The sequence below is a fragment of the Streptomyces sp. NPDC003038 genome (assembly GCF_040611115.1).
Lineage (GTDB): Bacteria > Actinomycetota > Actinomycetes > Streptomycetales > Streptomycetaceae > Streptomyces.
Genome location: NZ_JBEXNN010000032.1, coordinates 41,937 through 61,772, shown reverse-complemented (window position 1 = coordinate 61,772; position 19,836 = coordinate 41,937). Strand labels below are relative to the sequence as shown.

Genomic DNA, 19,836 nt, shown 5'->3' with positions numbered 1-19,836 from the left:
GGAAGGGGTCCGACAGGCCGTCACCCTCCGCGTGGAGCTGCACCGTTCGCCCGGGAAGCACGGGGCGTGCAGCCTCCTCCACCCTCACAACGGTTTCAGGCCGACCGTTCATCCGAACGACGTCACCGGGGCGAACCTGGTCGGCGGGGAGGAGGAGAAGCGGCTGCATGGGAGCTCCTTCGGTAGGGGTGCGTTTCCGGTGCCGGGCGGTTGCCACTCCGACCAACAGGACAACTATAACACTCATTCATCACCTACGTCCATCCCACGCACCCCACCACATCTGTCCAGTCTCCGTGATGTCCGGACAGTCTCAGCTCTCCGGGCATCTCGTCGGGCGTCCCGCACAAGTCCCGGCACCGCAGGTCGGAGAGACGTCGTAGCCGGAGATATACCCGACCGGGCATCAGCGGTACCACCCGCCACTTCCGACAGCCGGCGGCCCCGGCTACCCCCAGTAGACCGGCAGCCCCCGCGCCCGCGCTTCCTCGGCGAGCTCCCGCAGCTCCTCCAGCCGCTCCTGGATGTACCCCTCCCTGCGCCCACAGTCGACGAAGCGGCCTTCGGTCGTCGCCGGGCGTCCGGCATCCACGCGCACCAACGCCAGCGCCACCAGCACCCTTCCCAGGAAGTCGTCAGCCTCCGCGTCACCCGCCAACTCGTCGTACCCAAGCACGCCCAGCACACGGGCCGCGTTGGCGTTGGCCATGTTGACGTCCTCGGAAGCAGAGTCAGCAAAGAAGGTGACAGACATTCAGGGGCTCCATCCCTCGCAGATACGGCATCGGCAGGTGGCTCGCCCGGGGGAGCGGCGTTCCGGCTGCTCCCCCGGGGGTTCCATCAGAGGTCGGCGAGCGTCGCCAGCATGGCGAGCACCTTGTCCCTGTCGAGCGGCAGGGTCTCCCCCTCGTCGTCCGCTCCGCCGGTCAGCAGAACGGGGCCGTGGTAGTTCTGGTAGGTCCGGCCGAAGCGCCGCGCGAGCAGCGTGGCCATCGGGTTGACCGGCTGGGTGTAGAGGCCGTTGTCGTCCAGCCACATGTCCACCTGGTCGGTCAGGGCCACCACGTCCACCTGGTCGCAGCGCATCAGGGAGTACATGACCGTCAGTCGGTCTCCGGAGTCACCGGGCAGGTCGACCGGGATGACCTCGGCCTCGGGGGTGATGAGCAGGGCGGTCGGCGCGATCGTCATGATGACTCCATCTGTCGCAGTGTGAGTTTTCGGTGTTGACCGGTTGCCACCCCGACCAACAAAACAACTATACCATGCTTTCATCACTCGCAGGGAATCGCGCGGTGCTCATGTCCTCGAAATCGGCCCTGACCACCTCTACGCGAGGGGAAACGCCTCTCCACTCGTCCTGGTAGGCCGAGGTGTCGATGCCGATGCCCGCGGTCAAAGTCAGGCCGGTCTCACGGTGGAATCGGGCGTACTCCCCACTGTGGCGCTCCTGGTAGTAGCGAGCCCCGGAGTACTCAAACGGGGCGCTCGCCTGGGGGATGAGGAACACCCCGGCGCGGGCGACGGTCGACGCTACGTCGATGGCGTGGAACTCGAACCGGCTGCCTCGATACCGGGGACCCGACCCCGCGCGCTGCACCCTGGGCCCGTACGGGGGGTTGGCCACCGCATAGTCGAATCCGTTCAGCCCGAGTGCCTTGGGGTCCATGGTGAGGATGTCGGCACAGACCCAACGGACGTCGGGCAGGACCCTCATCCCGACAGCGACGTACTCCGGATTCCGCTCCACACACACGATCTCGCGGGGCTCGGCCCCGTCCCACTGGCGCACCCACTTGTCACGGGCAGCGTCGGCAAGCCGCCCGATGCCGGCGCACAGGTCGATAACCCGCCGACCGCCGACCTCAAGGCGCATGTCCCAGGCAAGTCGGGTCGGCGTGAAGTGCGCTCCGTCCAGCGCGTTCGTCGCGGTGCTCGACTCCTGCCAGTTCTCCAGCACGATGTCCCGTTCGGTCTCTGTCAAAGGGCGCCGGAGCTTCACCAGCTCGCGGGCCTCTCGGTGGAGCGCCTGTTCTTCTCGGGTCAGGCTCATTGGGGACGACTCCATCTCTCGCAGTGAGTTCTCGGTTTCGGCCGGCTGCCACCGCCGACCACGAAATAACTAGAACAACAACGGCCCACTTTGCTTCTGCGCCGCCCTTCCGCGGAGCGCTGCCCGCAACGGCCGGCAAAGCGGTAGTCGCCGGCCCCTCTGGGCGCAGACCGCGCAGAAGCGGCCGGGCAGGGCAGGGGCGGACAGAGTCCGCCCGGAGAGGCTCCGGGGCCGGGTAAAGCTCCCGCGCCCCGGAGCCCCCGATTCAGACCGTCAGACGGGGTGCGGCCACGTACTCCACACCCCACTCCGGCGGGATCAGCTCGCCGGTTGCCGCATCCGTGCAGTAGGCGCTGAAGATCTCCGAGGCGTTGAGCGGTTTGGCGTAGAACTCCACCAGCTTCCAGCCCCTGACTTCGGAGGTCTGGTCGGCGAAGTGCGTGCGGATCACCGCGCCACCGCCCACCATGGCGGCGAGGGTGAGGATCTCCATCGCCTCAAGGGCGTCGTCCGGGTCCAGGTCGCTCGCCTCGCCGTCCTTGTGGAACGGCACAGAGACCGAGAGGGTGGCGTCGTTCGCGGATGCCGCGACGGCGAGATGGTGACATCCGTCCCCCACCGCGTTGACCAAGCCCATCAACAGCGCGGCGGAGCGCTCAACCTCGTACGGGGTCCGGTCCTGCGACGTGATTGTCATGCCGATTCCTCTCGGTTGCTTCCGGTTTCCTGGTCGGCTGCCACCACCGACCAACGAGATAACTATACCCCTCTTTCATCATTCTCGGGAGGCTTTGTGGATCTTTTCCGAAGGAAATTCCGCACGTGGGAGAGGCCACGAACGCGCGGCGCCCCGCCCCTTGCCGGGAGTGGGGCGCCGATTCCGCCGGTCAGTCCTCGCCGGGCAGGGAGATCGTGAGCACGGGCTCCATTCCGTCGCCGGGCCCGCACGTGGCGAGTAGCCAGGCCTGCTCGCTCTCCTGGCTCTCTCCGTCGCGGGGTACGCGGTAGAGATCGACGGGGCAGGAGCTCCCGTCGCTCGAACGCCTGATGGCGTAGTGGGTCATCCGGAGCACGTCCCAGAGGCGTCCCGACTCGTCCTGGTAGGTCTGCCGGTTGTCCTCGTCCGTCCAGGCGACGCAGTCGGCCCACGCGGCCGCGGTGAGGGCCACGGGGACCGTGAACCCGGCCTCGCGGGCGATGTCGTCGCCGACGGCGACCAGGGCCCCGTCGGCGAGGGCGCTGGCGCGGCTGTACGCGTGGATGACTCCCCCGAAGAGGTCGGCCACGGAAACGGCCGGCTGCTCCGGCTCGGGGGTCCAGCGCATCGCGTCGGGGCCCAGGTTGTCCGGGTTGGCGGTGCCGTCGATGAGTGTCTTGTCGGTCATGGGCTGCCCTTTCGTGAGCTGTGTTCTCGGCGGCGGCGGGGTGCCACTCCCCGCCGCCCGGGGCGGGGCGCAGCCGGGTGGCTGCGCCCCGAGAGAGGGTCAGGCGTTGGCGGACGACCGGGTGATGGACGCACGGCGCACGTGGTGCACCACGCAGGCGTCCGGGTCCTCGGCGAACGGGTCGGTGAGGTGGTAGCGGGTGTCAGCGCTCCCGAGGTGGTCCGCACGTCCGCAGTAGAAGCAGTCGCACAGCCGGGCCAGGTAGAAGCCGTGGTGCTCGGGCTTGCTGCCGTGGTAGAGGACCAGGTCGCCGGGCTCGATGAGGTCGAGGGTGCGGAGCAGGGTGTCGGACATGAGTGTCTCCTCACGGCTGTGCGTGGATTCGGTTTGTGGTCGACTGCCACCGCCGACCAGCAAGACAACTATAACACACTTGGATCACTTTCGGCGTCCTGATCAGCCCGCCCACCTGGGTGAATTGGCGGACGCCCGCCTTCCGCCGGCGGCGTGGGAGCCGCCGGCACTTCTCCGGTGGCCGGCGCGGCTGGAGCATGCCGCGGCCGGCGCGCCGAGGGTGCGGGAGGGAGTCCGCCACGGGCTGCCCGGTACACCTGCCGACCGGAACACGAGTGCGCCCCCACCGTGAGGCAGGGGCCACGGTGGGGGCGCAGGGTGGGAGGGCGTCTAGCCGGTCGTGACGCTGGCGCGTACGGCCGCGACGGCGGCGGCGGTGTCGGCGGCCAGGTCGGGGGTGTGGGAGTCGTACAGGACGGTGAACTCGACGCCGTCCTCGTCGTAGACGCAGGCGAGCCAACCGGCGTGTTCGGTCAGCGGGTAGTCCACCTCGGCCTCGTGCCTGTCCTGGCCGGTGAGCAGGATCTCGCCGCCGTCGGGGGTGGGGACGGCGATCCAGGAGCAGCCGGAGCCCGGGTGTGCGCCCCTGGTGGCTTCGATGCCCGCCTCGGCCAGGACCCGCTGGAGGTACTCCCCGGCGGTGTCTTCCTCGGCGTAGCCGAAGTCGCGGCAGAACGCGTAGGCTAGGTCCGCGGCGATGTCCGGGTCGGGGGCGTTGAACTCCTCGGCCCACCGGGTGAAGTCCTCCTCGCTGGTGGCCAGCAGCTCGACCTGGTCCGCGACGGGGCCCGCGACGACGGCCGCGATGAGCAGCTCCGTGCGGTCGACGTCGAGGGTCAGGCCGATGACGGTGTACGTCTGCGTCTCGGTGGCGGTCATGCGATCAGCCGGAAGCTCGCGGCGTCGACCGCCTGGGCGCCGAGGTCTCCGAGGAAGGCGGCGACGACGTAGGCGCCGTGGTCGCCTCCCCAGAGGGTCTCGGGGGTCTCGCCGTCCTCCTCGGCGCGCCACGGGAAGGTTTCCAGCACGGCGGCGGCCGCGTTCGCTTTGGCTTCCTCGAAATCCGCTCCCTCGGCGACGACCGCGAACGAATCGGCGAGATCCCAGACTTCGTACCAGTCTCCGATGATGGTGTATTTCACGGGTTTTCCTTTCGTCGAATTCGAGGGCCCCGGATTTCGGTTCCGGGGCCCGGGGTGACCTGCGTTTAGCGGCGCGGCCGGGGGACGTCGCGGTGACGGCTGAAGTAGCGGTCGACGAGCATGAGTGCCTGGTCCTCGGTGAGGCCGAGCAGCTCTCCGCCGCGCGTGGATCCGGTGAAGACGGCCACGCCGCAGACGGGGTTGGGGTTGGCCTGGTAGGCCTGGAGGAGCTGGCGCGCGGGGGCGTTGGCGGGGAGGCCGAGTGGGACGGCCAGCTCGTCGGTCCACATGATCAGCTGGGTGGTCAGGTCGGTGGAGCGGACCTGGTCGGTGCCGAGCGCGTCCTGCGGGCAGGTGTCGGCGTCCCAGTCGAGCAGGCTGAATCCGCCGGTGGGCTCGACACGCAGGGCGTAACCGTCCTGAAGGAGGGTGGGCATGGGGGTCCCCTTTCCTGGGAGTTGGTTTTCGGTGCGGGTCGGCTGCCACCGCCGACCAACGATTTAACTATACCAACTACACATCACTTTCGGAACATTGCAGGCCTCTATTTCCCCTGTTCAGCGGCATGCCCGAGGGCCGCCGGCGGAGTTCGCGCACGCCGCCGGCCCGTCCTGGGCTCCAGGGCGCTGGCGCCGAAGCGGCCGGCCACGGGCCGGCGGCGGCCGCGGTGGAGGCTCCCCAGCCGGGCCGACGGCGCGCCGGCCGCGTCCACAGGCCTGAAGGGAACGCCCGGCCTCCCCCACGGCCGGCGAGATGTCCTGCGGCCGGGCACGACTGCGCCCCGGCGCGGCTGGTGGGCCGTGCCGGGGCGCGAGGAGGTGCGGGGCTATGCGATCAACGTCCAGGGGCCACTCAGTCGCGGCGGGCCCGGCTGGTGGGGGTTGAGGTCGACGACCACGTCACCGTCGTCCGTGTGGACGGTGAAGACAGTGGCCCAGGACGTGGGGTCGCGCTGGAGAGCCAGCGCCGCGAAAGCGGCATGTACGGGCGTCTCAGCGTCGATCTCGACGTTCCAGCTGATGCTGTACTCCGGCATGCGCTTCATGCCTTCCTGGGCGCCCTCAGCGCCCGTGTGCGGTCGTGGGAGGTCTAGGCGGCGAGGGTGAATTCGACGTCGTCCAGGCTGCGCTCGTTGATGGTGACGCCGCTGACGGGGTCGAGGTCGTCGAGCCAGAGCTCCTCGTTGTCGGCGAGGTAGCCGTGGAGGGCGCTCGGGTTGTTAACGATGTACGCGGGGAGACGGACCTCGGTGGTGAACTCGTAGGTGACCTCCTCGGTCACGGTCAGGGCGAGGTGCGCGGTCACTTCCCGGTCGTGGCCCTCGGGCTCGGGCGCGTCGGCGTTGACCACGAGGCACAGCAGGGCCGCCGCGTCCTCGTACGGGTCGGCATACTCCTGTGCCGAGTCGGGGAGCCGGCCGAACGGGGCGCCGAGACCGTCGAGGTCGCGGAGGACCTGGAGCAGGGCCTGAGGGTCGCGCGGATCGGTCCCGCCCCAGGCCGTGCGCAGTTCGGGGTCGGTGAGCTCGGGGAGCGTGTCCAGGTCGCCGCAGACGCCCTGCGCGCCACTGGCGGTCCGGAGGCTGTCGAGGTGGAGTTCGCCGGATCGGGGCTCGCGGCGCAGCACCAGGTAGGCGGCGTGCGGGTACATGTGGGCGAGGGTGGCGGCGAGGGTGCGGGCCAAACCCTGCGCCTGGTCCTGGGCGGCTTCGAGTGCGTCCTGGCACTGCTGAAGGGTGGTGTGCATCGTTCCTCCTGGGGTGTGTGCGGGGGGCCGGCGGTTCGGCCGGCCGTCGGCTGGGGAGCCCCTCCCCCGGCGCCGGGCCGGGGGAGGGGGCGGATCAGGCGCTGAGGAGCTGGTTGCCGGTGCGCTGCCAGTACCCGGCGGGGGCGCGGTCCGCGCGGCACTGGTAGGTGCCGTAGGCGGTCATCTCGAACTCGTCGTCGCAGACCAGGATGCGGGCGTCCGGGATGAACTCCAGCGTCTTGCTGTCGGCGGGGAAATCCCTGAAGCACTGGAATCGGTGGGGGGTGTTCAGGAACCAGTAGACGTCGCCGCGTTCCAGGTCGGTGTACCGCACGCTCACCGTGTCGGCGGGGTGGAGCTTGCACCAGGTGCGCACGCCGAGGGTGGCGCAGATGTCCTTGACCCGGTCGTATAGGACGTCGAAGGCGTCCGGGGCGATGCCGAGCGCGCGGTCGGTTTCCCCGCTCGGGCCGGTGAAGTGGACGGGGCCCCGGACGTCGAGGCCGTCGAAGCCGTAGCGGGCGGCGAGGTGCTGCGCCACGGTGTTGGGGGCGCCCTGGTCGCCGGGGTGGTAGTGCATGTCCGTCTCGGCGTCGAGCGGGACGGTGGTGTACACGCCGGGGCCGGAGAAGAGGCCGGTGAGCTCCCACTCGACGTGGGGGTCTCCGAAGGACCACGCCACGAGGTGGTCCGGGTGGAGCGTGCCGAAGCAGCTGAATTCGTGCGGGTGGGTGAAGTCCAGGGGCATGCGGTTCTCCAGGGTGTGGGTTTCCGGTCTTGGTCGACTGCCACCGTCGAACCATGAGACAACTATACCACGCACACATCACAGTCGGGAGATCCTTCGACCCATTTCCGCTGCTCAGATCCCAATTCCGCCCACTGTCCCCACCACGCAGAACTGGCCCCGCCCGTGCGGACGGGGCCAGTGAATGCCGGCGTTCAGTCCGTCGGCGCCGCCGCGGCGGTCAGCTGGTAGAGGGCGTCGAGCGGCTGCTCGGCTCGGGCCATCCGGCAAGGCGGGCGCGCTGGTCGCCGATGCCTCGGCAGCCGGCGAGCGGCTGCAGGGTGTCCGGGCGCAGCTGCGCGACGGCCTGGACGTAGGCGCGGCCGCCGAGGGCGACGACCGGGCGCGGTCCGGGGAGGATGCCGAGCTGCGCGGCCTGGGCGGCGAGCCGCTCGGGTGTGGCGGAGCCCGGCTGGCCCATGCGCAGCTCGTACGGGAAGAGCGGTTCGTCGAGAGTGACGAAGCCGTGCTGTGCGGAGAGGACGACGACGTCGCCGCTGGCGCCGGCGAGGCGCTCCGCCGCCTGTCGGCACAGGAGGTGATAGCTACCGGTGTAGAGCTGGCGGGCGGGCAGGGCCGTGCTGGTAGCGGCCTTGGCGGCGCTGCAGCGGAAGGCGCGCGGGTTCGCAGAATCCTGGGCGCCGATGGGCCGGAACTCGTACGGAAGTCTTCCATCTCTTGAGCCCGGAAGCTGAGTTCGTCGGAGTAGGTCCGAGTTCGACGATCGCCTCGGTCACTACGCTGAGGCCGTACCGGATCAGTTCAGGCGGAAAGTGGTGGAGCAGTGGCCAAGCGCGATGTGTGGGTGCGCGTCGGGGACGAGTTGGTGCGCGGCGACACCATCGTGGGCATCACTGTGGACGGCGGCCAGGTCTACTACCAGTCATACAAGCTCCTGCTGAAGGTCACGGGCCACCGCGACCTCTTGGTAATCGACTCTGGGATCTACGCCCGCGTGGATGAGGCGGACAAGGACGAAGCCCACGAGCAGGCCACCGCTCTCGCTGACGACTTCGTGAACACGATCGCGCGGGGAGCTTCACTGCCCACCGGAGCGCTGATCCGGCTCGCCTCGGATGATGAGGTTGACGACGGCGGTGCGAAGTGGGAGTTGACCACTCTGGGATAGCACCCAGCGCTCGCTATGCGGCCAGCGCCACCAGGTCCGCCGGCGCGCACCGCCGGTGCTGCTGCGGCACCTCGACCAGCACCAGGGCCTCGGGCCCGCCGTATACCTGGCCGAGGTAATCCTGGACCGGCCCCTGCCACGCCCGGCCTGTCAGCGCCCCCATGACGACCGCGCCGACCGGCGGGCACACCACGTCGCCGATCCGCTGGAACGCGCTGGTGCGGGTGCCCTGCCAGGGGTAGGACGGCAGGAAGCCGACCAGCTGCCCGGCCTCGGCCTCGGCCAGCCTGTAGCCGTCCGACTCCCGGTACCAGGTCCGGGCCTTGCCGGTGAGGCACCAGCCGGCCTTGTCCGCGGAGAAGGTGTTCCCGCCCTTGGGCCGTCCGTTCGCGTCCAGTCCGCGCACTCCCCGGGTGTTGACCCGTTCCCCTGCGGCCCACCCGAGGGCGGCGGCCAGGGTCTGCTCGGCGAACGGCATGCCGGGCCGCACGGATCCGGGGATGCGGCCGTAGCGCACCGCCATGAAGAACACCCGGCGCCGGTGGGTGGCCACCCCGTAGTCGGCCGCGTCCAGCTCGACCCACTGCTGCTGGGACCAGCCGGCCAGGGCCAGCTCGAACGAGACCGCCTCCCGCACCTCTTCGGGCAGGTTCGCGGATTGCTCCATGGCGACCCACCGCAGCGTCTTGCCGTGAAGCTGGAGGCCGAGCGCCCAGATCAGCACCTCGGCGACGAGTCCGGCTTCCGGGTCCGGCATGGCGGCCGCCATGGCGCGCACCTCGGCCCACGTCGCCCCGGAGCGCTCGCGGTGCCCGCCGTGCCCGGCCGCCTCCCCGGCGGCGCGCAGCATGGCGGTGAGGACCTGGAGGGACTGCGCGGTGAGTCCGGCTCGCTTGCCCGCGGTCGACCAGGCCGGGCAGGGCGGGGAGATGATGACGCCGACGGTCCAGCGCAGGGCGGGGTGTTCGGGGTCGAGCAGGGTGATGTCGATGACGATGCGGCGGTGCCCGGCACGCTCGGCGGTGGCGCAGGCGTCGCCGGAGAGGTCGAGGCCGACGGCGTCGTACTGGGCGCCGAGGGCGGCGAGTCCTTCGTCCCAGCCGCCGGGGCCGGCGCAGACGCCGACGACGCGCTCGCGGTCGCCTTCGCGGGGGCGCAGGAGCCAGCGGCCCGGCCAGGGCGCGGCGATCTCGTCCAGCTCGGCGAGGACGTCCGCGGGGATGTCGGCGCCGAGGTCGAGCGCGAGGTCGGCGAGGCATGCGGGGCAGGTTCGCTCCTCGAACCAGTCGACGCAGGTGACGTAGCTGTGCCAGTCGGTGAAGCCGCAGCGGGCGGTGGTGTCGCTGTGGTCGGGCAGGAGGTGCACCAGGCCCTGGGCGTCGGTGCCGAACCCGGTGACGCGGATGGGTTCGGCGTTGCGCTCGGCGGTCTGAGCGTCCGTCATGGGCTGCTCCCCTCGGGTCGGCCGGTTCGGCGGCCGCGTGCTGTGCCTTCGGTCGCCGGTCGGGTGCCACTCCCGACCGGCGAGATAACTATACCCACAGCACATCACGATTACTAGTGGGGGGCGCCCGCCTCCTCTCGCGTGTCGCTTCGGCGTCAGGCCGCCAGGGCCAGGGCCAGCCGGCGGAGGTAGTCGGCCGCGGCCTCCTCGCCGACGTGGCGCCGCAGCGCGTCCCCGCGCGCCCAGACCAAAGGGCCCTCCTCCGCCTCGACGCGGGCCGCCTCGGCGACGATTTCGGCGACGCTGAGCTTCTCCCTGAAGCGGTGGCCGATGTGCTCTTCCAGGGCGACGTACCGGGTCGGCAAGTCCAGGCCCAGGGCCCAGCACAGCCGTACGGCGCGCACCAGGACGTCCCGTCCGGCGAGGACGCAGAAGACGCAGGACAGCCGGGGGATGGTCGCGTCGTAGACGGGGTGGTACTCCAGGGCGGCGTCGGCGATCTGCTGCCAAATGTCAGCCTCGGTGAGCTTCAGGATCGGGTGCCAGGTCAGGACCATGCGCTGGCCGTTGCTCGCGCGCATGTCGATGGCGAGCGGCAGCTTCCGGGCCCGGGCGGGGGATTCGGCGGCCCGGATGCCGAGGGCGGAGAGGATCAGGGCTTGCTCGTCCAGGCCGAGGGCGTCGGTGATCTGTTTGAACAGTGGGGCGATCTTGTCGCGCTTCAGGGTCGAGGTGCACAGTCGGCGGGCCGCGTCCGGCCACATGCCGCGCTTCTCGACGAGGCCGAGGAGGCCGCGGTCGGCCTGGACCACGATGAACTCGACGCCCCAGCGCTCGGCCTGGCGCTGGGCGAGCTCGCGGACGCCCGGCCATTCGGACTCCTCCCCCAGGTCCGCGTGGACCATGACCACCTTGTCCAGGCAGCCGGCCTCGGCGGCCAGGGTGACCACGCGCTGCCCGCAGACGAGCGAGTCCTTTCCGGCGCTCGTGGAGACAAGGATTTTGTCGGCGGCCAGGATGAGTTCGCGGGGCGTTTCGGCGAGCTCGCCGAGGAGGCCGGCCGCGACGTCGGACCGGCGCCGGCCGCCGGTTCCGCGGCCGGGGGCGTGCGGGGTGTAGAGCGCCCCTAGGGCGCGGTTGGCCGCTCGGGCCGCGGTGAAGGTCCGGCGGACCTTGGCGCGGGCCTCCTGCTCGCGGCGGACGAGGCCGGCGTGCGCGGCCTGCGCGGCCTCCAGCTCGTCGGCGTCGGCCTGCAGATGCGGGTCGTGGGTGATGCGGGCGTGTGCGGCAGCGGCGGCCTTGGCCGCCCGGGCGCGGGCGCGGTCGGCGGCGGTGTACGCGGCGTCGGCCTGGTGGGCGCGCCGGATTGCCTCCAGCAGCCGACGGCGGGTGCTCATGTCCATGGGGCTCCTCGCGGTTCGGGGTGGTGAGTTCGGCGCCGGGCGGCTGCCACTGCCGCCCGGCCGGGGGTGGATCAGAAGGTGCAGAACCGGCGTGCGACCGGCGGGATGTTGCTGCTGCGGCGCCGGCTGAGCCGTTCGGTCACCTCGCGGGCGCACCGGGCGGCGTCGGCGGCCGCGTCGAGCGGCGTGGGGGAACCGTCGACGAGGGTGGTGAGGTAGGTGCCGTCGGCGGCGTGCAGGTGCGCGGACCAGGGGTCGCGGTGGTCGGCCGCGGGCCGGTCGGCGCGCTCGCCGGCGTACATCAGGACGTGCGGGACGCCGTAGGCGGCGTCCTCGCCGTCCGGGGCGCCCGGGTCGGCGGCCATGATCAGGAAGGTCATGCCGCCCTCCTCCCCGGGGAAGGCGCGGCGGCCCAGGGCCGCCAGTTCGGCGAGCAGCAGGTCGCCTTCTGTGGGTTCATTCCGGATGGTCATCGCGTTCCTTTGCGTCGAGCGGGTGGGGGTGTCTTGCCGTGCGGGCCGTTGTCGTGCGCAGGAGGTGCCTGGCCCCGGGTGCCCGGCCCGAGGTGGGGCCGGGCGCCGGGGCGCGGGGGGCTGTGCGCCCCGCGATGTACTACTGAGCGACGGTCGGCCGGTTGCAGGGGCGGGCGTTGTCCACGGCGACGGCGGCAGCGAGGCGAACCCAGTTCAGGTGGAGCTTGAATGCGGCTTCCAGGTAGAGCGCCGTCGCCTCCGGCCGCTCACCGGCTCCCGTCAGGTGGCGCTCGTGCAGCAGCTGGAGGGCAACGCGCAGGCGGGTCTCCTGTGCAGCGAGCTGGGCGCTGACGGGGTGCAGGAGCCGGGGCAGTTCGAGGGTGCCGAAAACGGCGCTGGTGACCTACTGGCCGAGGCAGTCGGGGAGCCCGGTCGCCCTGTTCTGGACGATGACGTCTTCGGCGATGGAGAGGAGCAGGGAGGCGTCGAAGGGGATCGTGTTGGTGATCACGACACCGTCCAGGACCTGGGGGAGGTCGGTCTCGAAGGCCAGCGCGACGTCGTCGAGGAGTTCGGCGACCGTGGTCAGCGCTTCCTCGGCCGGGTGGTTGAGTACGGTCCTGCGTCGGGCGATACCGGCGATGGCGCGGGCGCGGGCAGCTGCGTGCAGGGCGTTGGGGAGCGGCGTGCGGATGATCATGTCTCTCCGAAGGGTCCGAGGATGTGTGTCCGGTGCGACCGACTGCCACCGTCGACCACAAGACAACTATACTCGCCATTCATCACTCCGCAAGGGTTCGCCGTTGCTTCCCGGCAGAAATCCGCAGACGACACCGGGGGTGCTGTGGGCGGCCCCCCGCCAGCGCGCCGCCTGGGCGCGGCTCCCCGGACGCGCGATGGCGGCGGAGGGGAAGGAGGGCCGCCCGGCTCCGTGGGGCCGGGCGGGGGCCGTCAGCAGGCAACCTCGGGGTCCTCGGCCGCCGGCAGGGGCTCCCACTCCAGGGAGCGCGCGGTCTTGCGGGACCGGCCGTCAACGGCGACGGTCACGCCGTCCCGGTACGCCCGGGCGCCGGCCATCCGTACGTCCGCCGCCTCGACGGTGCCGGTCTGACCGCTGGCCACATGCCGGACCCGCTCGCCGACGGTGCGGACCAGGTCCGCTTCCCGCAGGCGCCGCGCGCCGAGCCGGTGTCCCGCCTGCTGGACCAGGCGGCCGCCGCGGGTGGCCAGGGCGGCCGCGAAGGCGGCGGCGGAGTCGGGAGCCTCGACCCTCAGGAAGGAGCGGCCCTCGGGCAGGCCGGTGTGGGTGATGGTCCAGGTGTCGGTGATCGCGCCCCGGTCCTGCTCGATGGCGGCGCCCTGCGTGGCTGCGGCCTCCAGGGTCGGCACGTGCCAGACGAGCAGGGACGGGTGGTCACCGGGCTCGACGAGCCAGCCTTCGGTGCGCTCGAACAGCTCCTTCGCGACGCACAGCGCGGCCAGGGGCGGCCGCCCGTCGGCGCCGGTGGTCAGCTTGCCGTCCTCGACCCAGCCGACGGTCAGGCGGCCGCTGGTGCCGTCCGGCCGGACCCAGTAGCCGGCCACCTCGCCGAGGTCGTCGGGGCCGGTGACGTCGGCGAGCGGCTGTCCGGACAGGGCGGTCACCGCGGCGGCGGCGGCCGGGTGTTCGGCGTCCTCGGGCAGTACGCCCGTACCGGCGGCCGGGGCGGCCTCGGCCGGGCCGGCGGCGGGCGGCGGGACGTGGACGGCGTTCCAGGAGCCGGGGCCGTACTCGGTGAGCTTGACGAGGCCTGCCGCGTGCAGGCTCCGGACGGCGGTGAGGTTGTGCCCGTATCCGGCGCCGATCGCGCCGTCGCGCTTGACGACGGCGTACACCCGCCGCTGCGGTTGGGTCAGGGCATCCTCGGCGCGCTTGCGGTTCTCCTGGGCGTTCAGGAACTCGGCGCGCTCCTGGGCGCCGGCCTCGGTCTGCCAGTCGCCCGAGACGACCAGGCCGGAGCTGTTGACGACGTCGAAGCCCCCGCCCGCGGCCGGGCGTACGGAGTACAGGGCGAGCGGCGCGCGCTCCTCGGCCGGGGCCGGCCGCGCCTCGGCGGGCGTCCGGGCGGGGGTCGTCTTGCGGGTGCGGACCGGCTTGGCCTGGACGGCGACTTCCTCGACCGCGATGTTCTTCCAGCCCGCGCGCTCGGCGGTCCGGGCCGCCTTGGCGACGTTGGCCGCGGACATCGACCAGGTGTGCACGATGCGGCCCTCGCCCTCGCGGCGGTCGACGGTGACCGCGTGGGTGTAGTGGCGGGTTTCGCTGGTGCGGGTGCAGCCGGTGGAGGCGACGAAGGTGGTTCGGGCCATGACGGGGCTCCTTGGGTGTGGGGTGTGTTGCCGGTGCTGGTCGGCTGCCACGGCCGACCAGGTGGGGGGAGGGCCGGGGGCGGTGGGGCCGCCCCCGGCATCGGGCCTACTGGCCCAGGCGGATCGCGCGCTTGCGAAGGCCCGCCTTCTGGATCCGGTACCGCGCCTTGGAGAACTGGTCGAGGTCCCGCAGCCACCGGTGGAGGCGGATCAGCGTGCGCTCGGACATGTCGTCGACCGTGCCCACCACGGTGGGCTCGCCAACGAACGCGAATCCGAGGGTCCTCGGCGCGAACGAGGGGGCGCCGAGCGTGTAGAACCACACCTTGTATCCAGCCTTCGGGTCGTTCTCGTTCCAGAGGCCGACAACGATGGCCCGGCGCTCGCCGGTGTTCTTGCCCTCGTCGTAGCGGGGGGTACGCACGACCGTGCCCGGCTCCAGAACGGTCTGGACGGTGGAGGCGGTGGCGACGGTCATGTGAACTCCCTTGGAGAGTGGTGGGGATGGCGGCGGGAATCCCCCGCCGACAAGAAAACTATACCCACTATTCATCACTTGCGCAAGGGGAACCCTCGCCCGGCGACGCCGCAGGTGACGGAGGGTCGAGCCGGCCGGGAGCCGGGCCGCCGGCTACGGGCCGACGGACCCGTGTCCGGTGGGGGCGAGGATGCCCGCCACCACCGGACACGAGGGAAGATCAGCGCTCGGTCTGGGCGTAGTTGTGGCAGTCGTCGGTGGCCGCGAACTCGACCAGCTCGGGGCGGTGCGCACCGATCCAGGTGTCGATGGGCCCGGGGTTCTCCTGCTGGCCGGTGAGCCAGCGGTAGACGTCCGGCCGGAGTTCGAAGAGGCGGCAGGCATCGTCTTCGGCGTAGAACTGGGCGTTGCCGCCGAACCCGTAGTCGTCCGCCACCTCCCACACGCAGACCAGGTACGGTCCGCCCGCGTCGTAGATCCGGCCGAAGACGTTGCGGATGTCGGTGGCGCCGTAGCCGTGCTCGAACGCCCCGCGCAGGTCGGCGATCTCGGCCGACAGGTCCGGTCCGGCCTGCTCGGCGTTGGCGGCCTCGGTGCGCGGCGCGGGGTCCTGGCCGTCCTGGTCGTCGTGCTCGCCGCCGTGCTGGATGATCAGGTCGCGGAGCGCGTCGGTGGGCACGTCCAGGAACATCCCGCTCTCATTGCCGAGGGTGCCGCCGGTCAGCCAGTCCTCCCAGGAGTCCTCGGTCTCCCAGGCCTCGCTGTCGGGAGCGGTGAGGCCCGGGGAGAGGAGGACCTCCTCCGCGGCGGGGGCGGCGGGCTGCGTCTTGAGGGTGATCGCGTGTCCGTCGGAGAGGCGGATCCGGGCGAAGCCGTGTCCGGTCCCCTCGGTCACGACGGTGTCGAGTCGGGACGTGCTGAGGGTCTGCGTGCTCATGAAGCGCCTCCGAGTTGCATGGTTCCGGGGGAGGTCGGCCGCCACCGCCGACCCGCAAGATAACTATACACACGAGTCATCACTTTGCAAGGAGTGCGGTCACGCGATCAGGAACACGTCCCCGATGACCTTGGCCCGGTGCAGCGGCGCCGGGCCCCCGGCCGACCGTCGGCGCGGCGCCGGTTTGGGCAGCTCGCGCAGCGGCCGGAAGACCGGCCTGGCGCCGGTGTGCTCCGTCCAGCGCTCCTCGAACCCCGGGCGCTGCTTGTCGGCGACGCCCGCGGGTGCTGCGACGATGAACGCTTCGGCGTGCGGCAGGCCTTCGGAGTCGGGCAGGTAGTGGGCGCGCCGGATCCCGGAGGCTTCCCCGGCGACCAGGCGGGCCCGGTTGGGGTATCGCTCGGCGAACCGGGTGACGAATTCCTCCGCCCGCTCCCGGGGCGCCTCGTAGACCGTGCGCACCGATCGCCAGGTCGGCCCTTTCTGCTGCGCGCCGCGGCACCGCTCGTCGTCGCCGAGGCACTGCGGTGCGACGTCGACCGGCGCGCCGTTCTGGTCGACGACCGTGTGGATGCGGCGGCAGCGGGGCTTGCGCTGCTGGGTGCACCACCACTTCGGCTCCGTGCAGCTCTTGCCGTGCCAGCGCCGGCAGTCCTTCGTGCGGCCGAGGCCGGTGAGGCGGCGCACCTCGTACACCGCGTACGGGGTCTGCTCCAGGTCGGCCTGGAAGGCGTCCAGGACGGGCCGGTTGCGGCCGTCCTCGGCCAGGCGCCGGTGGAGGGATCCGGCGGGCCCGTAGAGCGACATCCGCTCGTTCAGGGCGAGCGAGATGTACTCCATGCGCAGGACCTGCGCGGCCTCGGCCGGGTGGGCGCGCAGCCGCTCCTCGTAAAGGTCGCGGGAGGAACAGACCCCGGTGAACGGGCACATGGTGCAGTGGCTCTTCAAGATCATTTCGGCAAGGTTGTCGAGGACATACTGCTCGACGGCGGCCCTGGCCATGCCTGCCCGGATCAGGGGGTAGTCCGGCTCGCAGATGATCCGGCCAGCGGCGGTGTTCAGCTGGTCCTGGATGGCGGAGTCCTTCAGCGCGCGGCCAGTCTCGTCGGCGTGGTAGCCGATCACTCGGCGGAAGGTCTCGGTGCCGAACTCGTGGGCGGCCCAGGTGTCCAGTACCCAGCCCTTGAACCGAATGCTGCAGCGTCGCTGGCCGGAGGCGAGCATCGGGACGGTGCCGGCGGTCCGCAGTTCGTCGGACAGGCGCCAGGGGCCGGCCGCGTGGATGCGGCGGGGCGCGCGGGAGTCGTCGAGGACCAGGACGCCGTCGGCGTCGCGCGGGCCGCCGCGGCAGACCTGGACCAGGCGGACCCGCCATGCGCGCAGGAGCGGCAGGACCAGGCGGTCGGCGAAGGACAGGGAGTCGCTGAACTCGTCGCCCGTGACGGCGTGCACGATCACGAGGTCGGACAGATCCGGCTCCAGGCCGTGGGCGACCGGGTCGTTGAGGAACATGAGGATTCGGCCGTCGAATCCGCACCCAGACCCCAGGTGAGGACGGTCGGGCGCTTACGTCGGACGGCGGGGCGTGCGAGCCGGGCGGTGTGGACGGCCGTCCGGGTAAGGGCAGGCAGGGGCATGGGTCTCCTCGTGCGGGGTGCGTGGTTCGGGGTGCGCGGCTGCCACTGCCGCGGGGGCGTATCTGATGTGTCTCGTCGGCCGCGTCGGCGCGCGCCGGCGCGGCGCTCCCGGCGGTTCGCCATAGTCGGGTTGGTCCCGCCCCGCGTCACCGGGGCGGGACACGGCCGGGGGTCAGTCCCCCAGGCTCATGCGCGAGGAGGCGCCGCAGGTCGTGCACTCGAAGGCGATGGCCCAGGAGTCGGAGATGTCGCGCTGTTCGCCTCCGTCGGCGGCGCAGACCCTGCGCGGCTGGGGGTTGGTTACGGGGTAGGTCGTGGGGAGGCCGGGAAAGCGGCTGGAGCGGGGGCGCGTGCGGGTGCAGGGAGTTCCCTCGTGCTCGTAGCGCGGCGGGTCGTAGGCGCTGGACGGCGGGAGCTCGCGGAGCGGCTCGGAGCAGCGGTCGCATTCGAGGATCACGCGGGTGATGAGGGTGGTGGTCATTGCACTCTCCTGGTCTCGGGCTGCGCGCGGCAGTCCGCCGGTTTCTGCGCTTTCGGTGCTGGCCGGGTGCCACCCCCAACCAACGAAACAACCATACACGCTATTCATCACTTTCAACAGAGGAGCGCGCCGGAGATCCACAGAACTCGCACGGCTCGCGATGCCAGCGCCGCGGTGAGGGCCAGGGAGGGCCGTGGCCTCGCACCCGTCCCGCCGGCTCGGGCCGCCGGCTCGGGCCGGCGGCCGTACGGGTGCCCGACGGCCGGCGCTGACGGGTGGCGCCCCAAGGGAGCGTCAACGCCCGCCGCTGGAGCCCCCGGGGAGGGCCTGACCACGCGGCGGAGCCCGGGCCCGCACGGGGGCCCGGGCCGGAGGGGTCGCCTACCGGGTGGCGGCGCCAGCCGCGACCCACGCGGCGGCGGGGCTCACGGGGTTGCGCTTGACGATGGAGCGGGCGAGAGCGAAGAAGTGGCGGTAGCCCTTCGGGGCGCGGGTGGCCAGTTCCAGGTTCCTGACCGCCGTTTCGTACTGGAACTGCAGGACCATGCGCAGGGTCTCGGAGCGGTTCATGTCTCGCCGGTAGGCGAGCACGTGGTGAGCCGCCTGGATGGCCTGTTCGCCGATGCCGGTCCAGACGCGGCCGTTGAAGACGTGGTCCCCGGCGGTCCGGTCGGCGACGGCGACGTCGAGGGGCCCGGTGTGGGTGATGGTGAAGTGCTTGGGCCAGGAGGAGCGGGGGCCGAAGGCCAGGGCCGCGTACGTTCCGGCGGCGGCGTCCAGGGCCGCGCCGACGGAGCGGACGGTGAAGCGCGGGAGCGTCCGGTCCTGCTCGGTGTCGGCCTTGAACACGTCCAGGCGCGTGGTCCCGCCGTAGTTGTAGACGTCCACGGTCGTGGCCTCGGGGTACAGGCGGCGGGCGGTGTCGAGGACGGCGTACGCGGCGCGGGAGGTGTTCACGGGCTCTCCTTGGGTGGTGCGGTTTTCGGTGTGCGGCTGCCACAGCCGCCTCGGGACTCGCCGCCCGTTGAGAAAACAATAACCACTTCTCATCACTTGCGCAACCCCCCGCCCCACCATCCTGACTATTCGTCAGATTCCTGGGTCGAGGAGGACTGCGGCCGCCGGCACCGGGCCCGGCCGGAGCCGGCGGCGCCGCCGCCGGCCGGGAGGGTCATCGGGGCGCCTTCTCCTCTTCCCCTCAGTCGCTGCGCGACCGGCGAACGAGCCGGGGCCGGAGAGGCGGGCGACCAACTGGCTGACGTCGCGCGGCCCCGTGGCACGGACCCCGGGCGCACCGCGCCCGTGCGGGTGGACGATGGCGCGCAGGATCTTCCCGGAGCGGGCGCCCACCTCCATCCACCCCCAGGCGCCCTCGGGGCCGGGCGCGGCCAGGGTCACGTGATGGCGCCGGGTTGAGGGTCGCCACACGGGGAGGAGCCCGTGTTCCGTGGCCAGCGCCACGACCGCGCGCGTGTACGCGGTGAGGCCGCGCGGCGCGGCGGGGAGGCCGATGCGCAGCGCTCCGCCGCGCATGGCGAGCACGACCCCGAACGGGAGGTGCGCGCGGATGTCGGCAGGGTCGCGGTACGGGAGGCGGTTGTGCAGGGGGCAGCGGGTGCACAGCAGGATGTCGGCGCGGTCGCTCTCACCGGGCACGAGGAGGGCGGCGGGATCCACGCACTCGGGGCAAGGGGCGGTTCGCCAGTCGTAGGAGTCGGCATCGGGCACGTGGCCTCCAGGGTCGGGAGAGGGTGGATCGCCCCGGGCGGGGCGGGCGGGCGTGGCAAGGGGCGCAGCGGGAGAGCTGCCGGTGTCGGGGGCCGGGCGGGCGGGGCGGTTCCGTCCGCCCGGCGCGGCCAGGGGACTAGAGGGGGATCCGGGGGATTGCGCGTTCAGGCGCGCGGTGAAGCAGTCGGGGCAGAGATCGGCGCTTTCGGCGGTCTCGTTGCCGCACGGCTCGCCCCATCCGGGGCAGTCGGTCGTCTCGGGCTGTGCGCTGCGCTGGGTCATCCTCGGTTCCTTCTGCGAGCGGGTGGCG

General features: G+C 71.8%; 25 protein-coding genes. 1 reads left to right on the top strand and 24 read right to left on the bottom strand.

The features are described 5' to 3' along the window. Nucleotides 1-448 precede the first annotated feature (448 nt). From ABZX75_RS28670 to ABZX75_RS28610, 13 genes are all read right to left on the bottom strand, one after another. Nucleotides 449-754, bottom strand: coding sequence for a hypothetical protein (locus ABZX75_RS28670; RefSeq protein WP_355415523.1), 306 nt, complete (start codon nt 752-754; stop codon nt 449-451). An 86-nt stretch (nt 755-840) separates the two neighbouring features. Next, a complete protein-coding gene (locus tag ABZX75_RS28665; RefSeq protein ID WP_267842888.1) occupies nt 841-1,191 on the bottom strand; it encodes a DUF3846 domain-containing protein in 351 nt (116 codons plus the stop codon). Nucleotides 1,192-1,258: 67 nt separating this feature from the next. Further along, the gene (locus ABZX75_RS28660; RefSeq protein ID WP_355415521.1) at nt 1,259-2,053 is read right to left on the bottom strand and encodes a methyltransferase; all 795 of its coding nucleotides are present in this window, start codon (nt 2,051-2,053) and stop codon (nt 1,259-1,261) included. Between the two features lie 265 nt (nt 2,054-2,318). Further along, nucleotides 2,319-2,750 (bottom strand): hypothetical protein, encoded by a 432-nt coding sequence (locus tag ABZX75_RS28655; protein WP_355415519.1) that lies wholly within the window; start codon nt 2,748-2,750, stop codon nt 2,319-2,321. 190 nt (nt 2,751-2,940) lie between these two features. Then, the gene (locus ABZX75_RS28650) at nt 2,941-3,438 is read right to left on the bottom strand and encodes a DUF6573 family protein (RefSeq protein ID WP_355415517.1); all 498 of its coding nucleotides are present in this window, start codon (nt 3,436-3,438) and stop codon (nt 2,941-2,943) included. A 99-nt stretch (nt 3,439-3,537) separates the two neighbouring features. Then, nucleotides 3,538-3,792 carry a hypothetical protein gene (locus tag ABZX75_RS28645; protein WP_267842896.1) on the bottom strand — a complete coding sequence of 85 codons (255 nt, stop codon included), beginning with the start codon at nt 3,790-3,792 and terminating at the stop codon, nt 3,538-3,540. A gap of 330 nt (nt 3,793-4,122) precedes the next feature. After that, a complete protein-coding gene (locus tag ABZX75_RS28640) occupies nt 4,123-4,671 on the bottom strand; it encodes a hypothetical protein (protein WP_355415515.1) in 549 nt (182 codons plus the stop codon). After that, the gene (locus ABZX75_RS28635; protein ID WP_355415514.1) at nt 4,668-4,934 is read right to left on the bottom strand and encodes a hypothetical protein; all 267 of its coding nucleotides are present in this window, start codon (nt 4,932-4,934) and stop codon (nt 4,668-4,670) included. Before ABZX75_RS28635 ends, ABZX75_RS28640 begins: the two co-directional genes overlap by 4 nt. A 65-nt stretch (nt 4,935-4,999) precedes the next feature. Beyond that, complete coding sequence (locus tag ABZX75_RS28630; protein ID WP_355415512.1) at nt 5,000-5,371, bottom strand: DUF3846 domain-containing protein; 372 nt, start codon at nt 5,369-5,371, stop codon at nt 5,000-5,002. Between the two features lie 389 nt (nt 5,372-5,760). Beyond that, on the bottom strand, nt 5,761-5,979 hold the full coding sequence (locus ABZX75_RS28625; protein WP_355415510.1) for a hypothetical protein: 219 nt from the start codon (nt 5,977-5,979) through the stop codon (nt 5,761-5,763). Between the two features lie 44 nt (nt 5,980-6,023). Beyond that, nucleotides 6,024-6,680 (bottom strand): hypothetical protein, encoded by a 657-nt coding sequence (locus tag ABZX75_RS28620; protein ID WP_355415508.1) that lies wholly within the window; start codon nt 6,678-6,680, stop codon nt 6,024-6,026. A gap of 94 nt (nt 6,681-6,774) precedes the next feature. Beyond that, on the bottom strand, nt 6,775-7,428 hold the full coding sequence (locus tag ABZX75_RS28615; RefSeq protein WP_355415506.1) for a hypothetical protein: 654 nt from the start codon (nt 7,426-7,428) through the stop codon (nt 6,775-6,777). Nucleotides 7,429-7,648: 220 nt separating this feature from the next. Next, a complete protein-coding gene (locus tag ABZX75_RS28610) occupies nt 7,649-8,113 on the bottom strand; it encodes a DUF6884 domain-containing protein (RefSeq protein WP_355415524.1) in 465 nt (154 codons plus the stop codon). A 138-nt stretch (nt 8,114-8,251) separates the two neighbouring features. Here ABZX75_RS28610 and ABZX75_RS28605 point away from each other — a divergent pair, with 138 nt between their 5' ends. Beyond that, nucleotides 8,252-8,596: a hypothetical protein gene (locus ABZX75_RS28605; RefSeq protein WP_355415504.1), complete on the top strand. Its 345-nt coding sequence runs from the start codon at nt 8,252-8,254 to the stop codon at nt 8,594-8,596. Nucleotides 8,597-8,609: 13 nt separating this feature from the next. Here the strand turns inward: ABZX75_RS28605 and ABZX75_RS28600 are convergent, their stop codons facing one another. The 11 genes from ABZX75_RS28600 to ABZX75_RS28550 all read right to left on the bottom strand — a co-directional run bounded on the left by ABZX75_RS28600 (nt 8,610) and on the right by ABZX75_RS28550 (nt 19,526). Then, nucleotides 8,610-10,040 (bottom strand): hypothetical protein, encoded by a 1,431-nt coding sequence (locus tag ABZX75_RS28600; RefSeq protein ID WP_355415502.1) that lies wholly within the window; start codon nt 10,038-10,040, stop codon nt 8,610-8,612. A gap of 155 nt (nt 10,041-10,195) precedes the next feature. Continuing rightward, entirely contained in the window at nt 10,196-11,437 is a 1,242-nt protein-coding gene (locus tag ABZX75_RS28595) for a phosphoadenosine phosphosulfate reductase family protein (RefSeq protein WP_355415500.1), read from the bottom strand. A 77-nt stretch (nt 11,438-11,514) separates the two neighbouring features. After that, nucleotides 11,515-11,916 carry a hypothetical protein gene (locus ABZX75_RS28590; protein ID WP_355415498.1) on the bottom strand — a complete coding sequence of 134 codons (402 nt, stop codon included), beginning with the start codon at nt 11,914-11,916 and terminating at the stop codon, nt 11,515-11,517. A gap of 403 nt (nt 11,917-12,319) precedes the next feature. Next, nucleotides 12,320-12,616, bottom strand: a complete 297-nt coding sequence (locus ABZX75_RS28585) for a hypothetical protein (RefSeq protein WP_355415496.1) — start codon at nt 12,614-12,616, stop codon at nt 12,320-12,322. Between the two features lie 251 nt (nt 12,617-12,867). Next, nucleotides 12,868-14,265, bottom strand: a complete 1,398-nt coding sequence (locus tag ABZX75_RS28580; protein WP_355415494.1) for a hypothetical protein — start codon at nt 14,263-14,265, stop codon at nt 12,868-12,870. 106 nt (nt 14,266-14,371) lie between these two features. Next, a complete protein-coding gene (locus ABZX75_RS28575) occupies nt 14,372-14,743 on the bottom strand; it encodes a DUF6409 family protein (protein ID WP_319732723.1) in 372 nt (123 codons plus the stop codon). Between the two features lie 220 nt (nt 14,744-14,963). Then, nucleotides 14,964-15,680, bottom strand: coding sequence for a hypothetical protein (locus ABZX75_RS28570; RefSeq protein WP_355415492.1), 717 nt, complete (start codon nt 15,678-15,680; stop codon nt 14,964-14,966). A gap of 99 nt (nt 15,681-15,779) precedes the next feature. After that, on the bottom strand, nt 15,780-17,192 hold the full coding sequence (locus ABZX75_RS28565) for a hypothetical protein (RefSeq protein ID WP_355415490.1): 1,413 nt from the start codon (nt 17,190-17,192) through the stop codon (nt 15,780-15,782). A gap of 297 nt (nt 17,193-17,489) precedes the next feature. Further along, nucleotides 17,490-17,798: a hypothetical protein gene (locus tag ABZX75_RS28560; protein ID WP_355415488.1), complete on the bottom strand. Its 309-nt coding sequence runs from the start codon at nt 17,796-17,798 to the stop codon at nt 17,490-17,492. A 381-nt stretch (nt 17,799-18,179) separates the two neighbouring features. Beyond that, complete coding sequence (locus ABZX75_RS28555; RefSeq protein ID WP_355415486.1) at nt 18,180-18,755, bottom strand: hypothetical protein; 576 nt, start codon at nt 18,753-18,755, stop codon at nt 18,180-18,182. A 132-nt stretch (nt 18,756-18,887) separates the two neighbouring features. Beyond that, nucleotides 18,888-19,526, bottom strand: coding sequence for a hypothetical protein (locus tag ABZX75_RS28550; protein ID WP_355415484.1), 639 nt, complete (start codon nt 19,524-19,526; stop codon nt 18,888-18,890). Nucleotides 19,527-19,836: the final 310 nt, after the last annotated feature.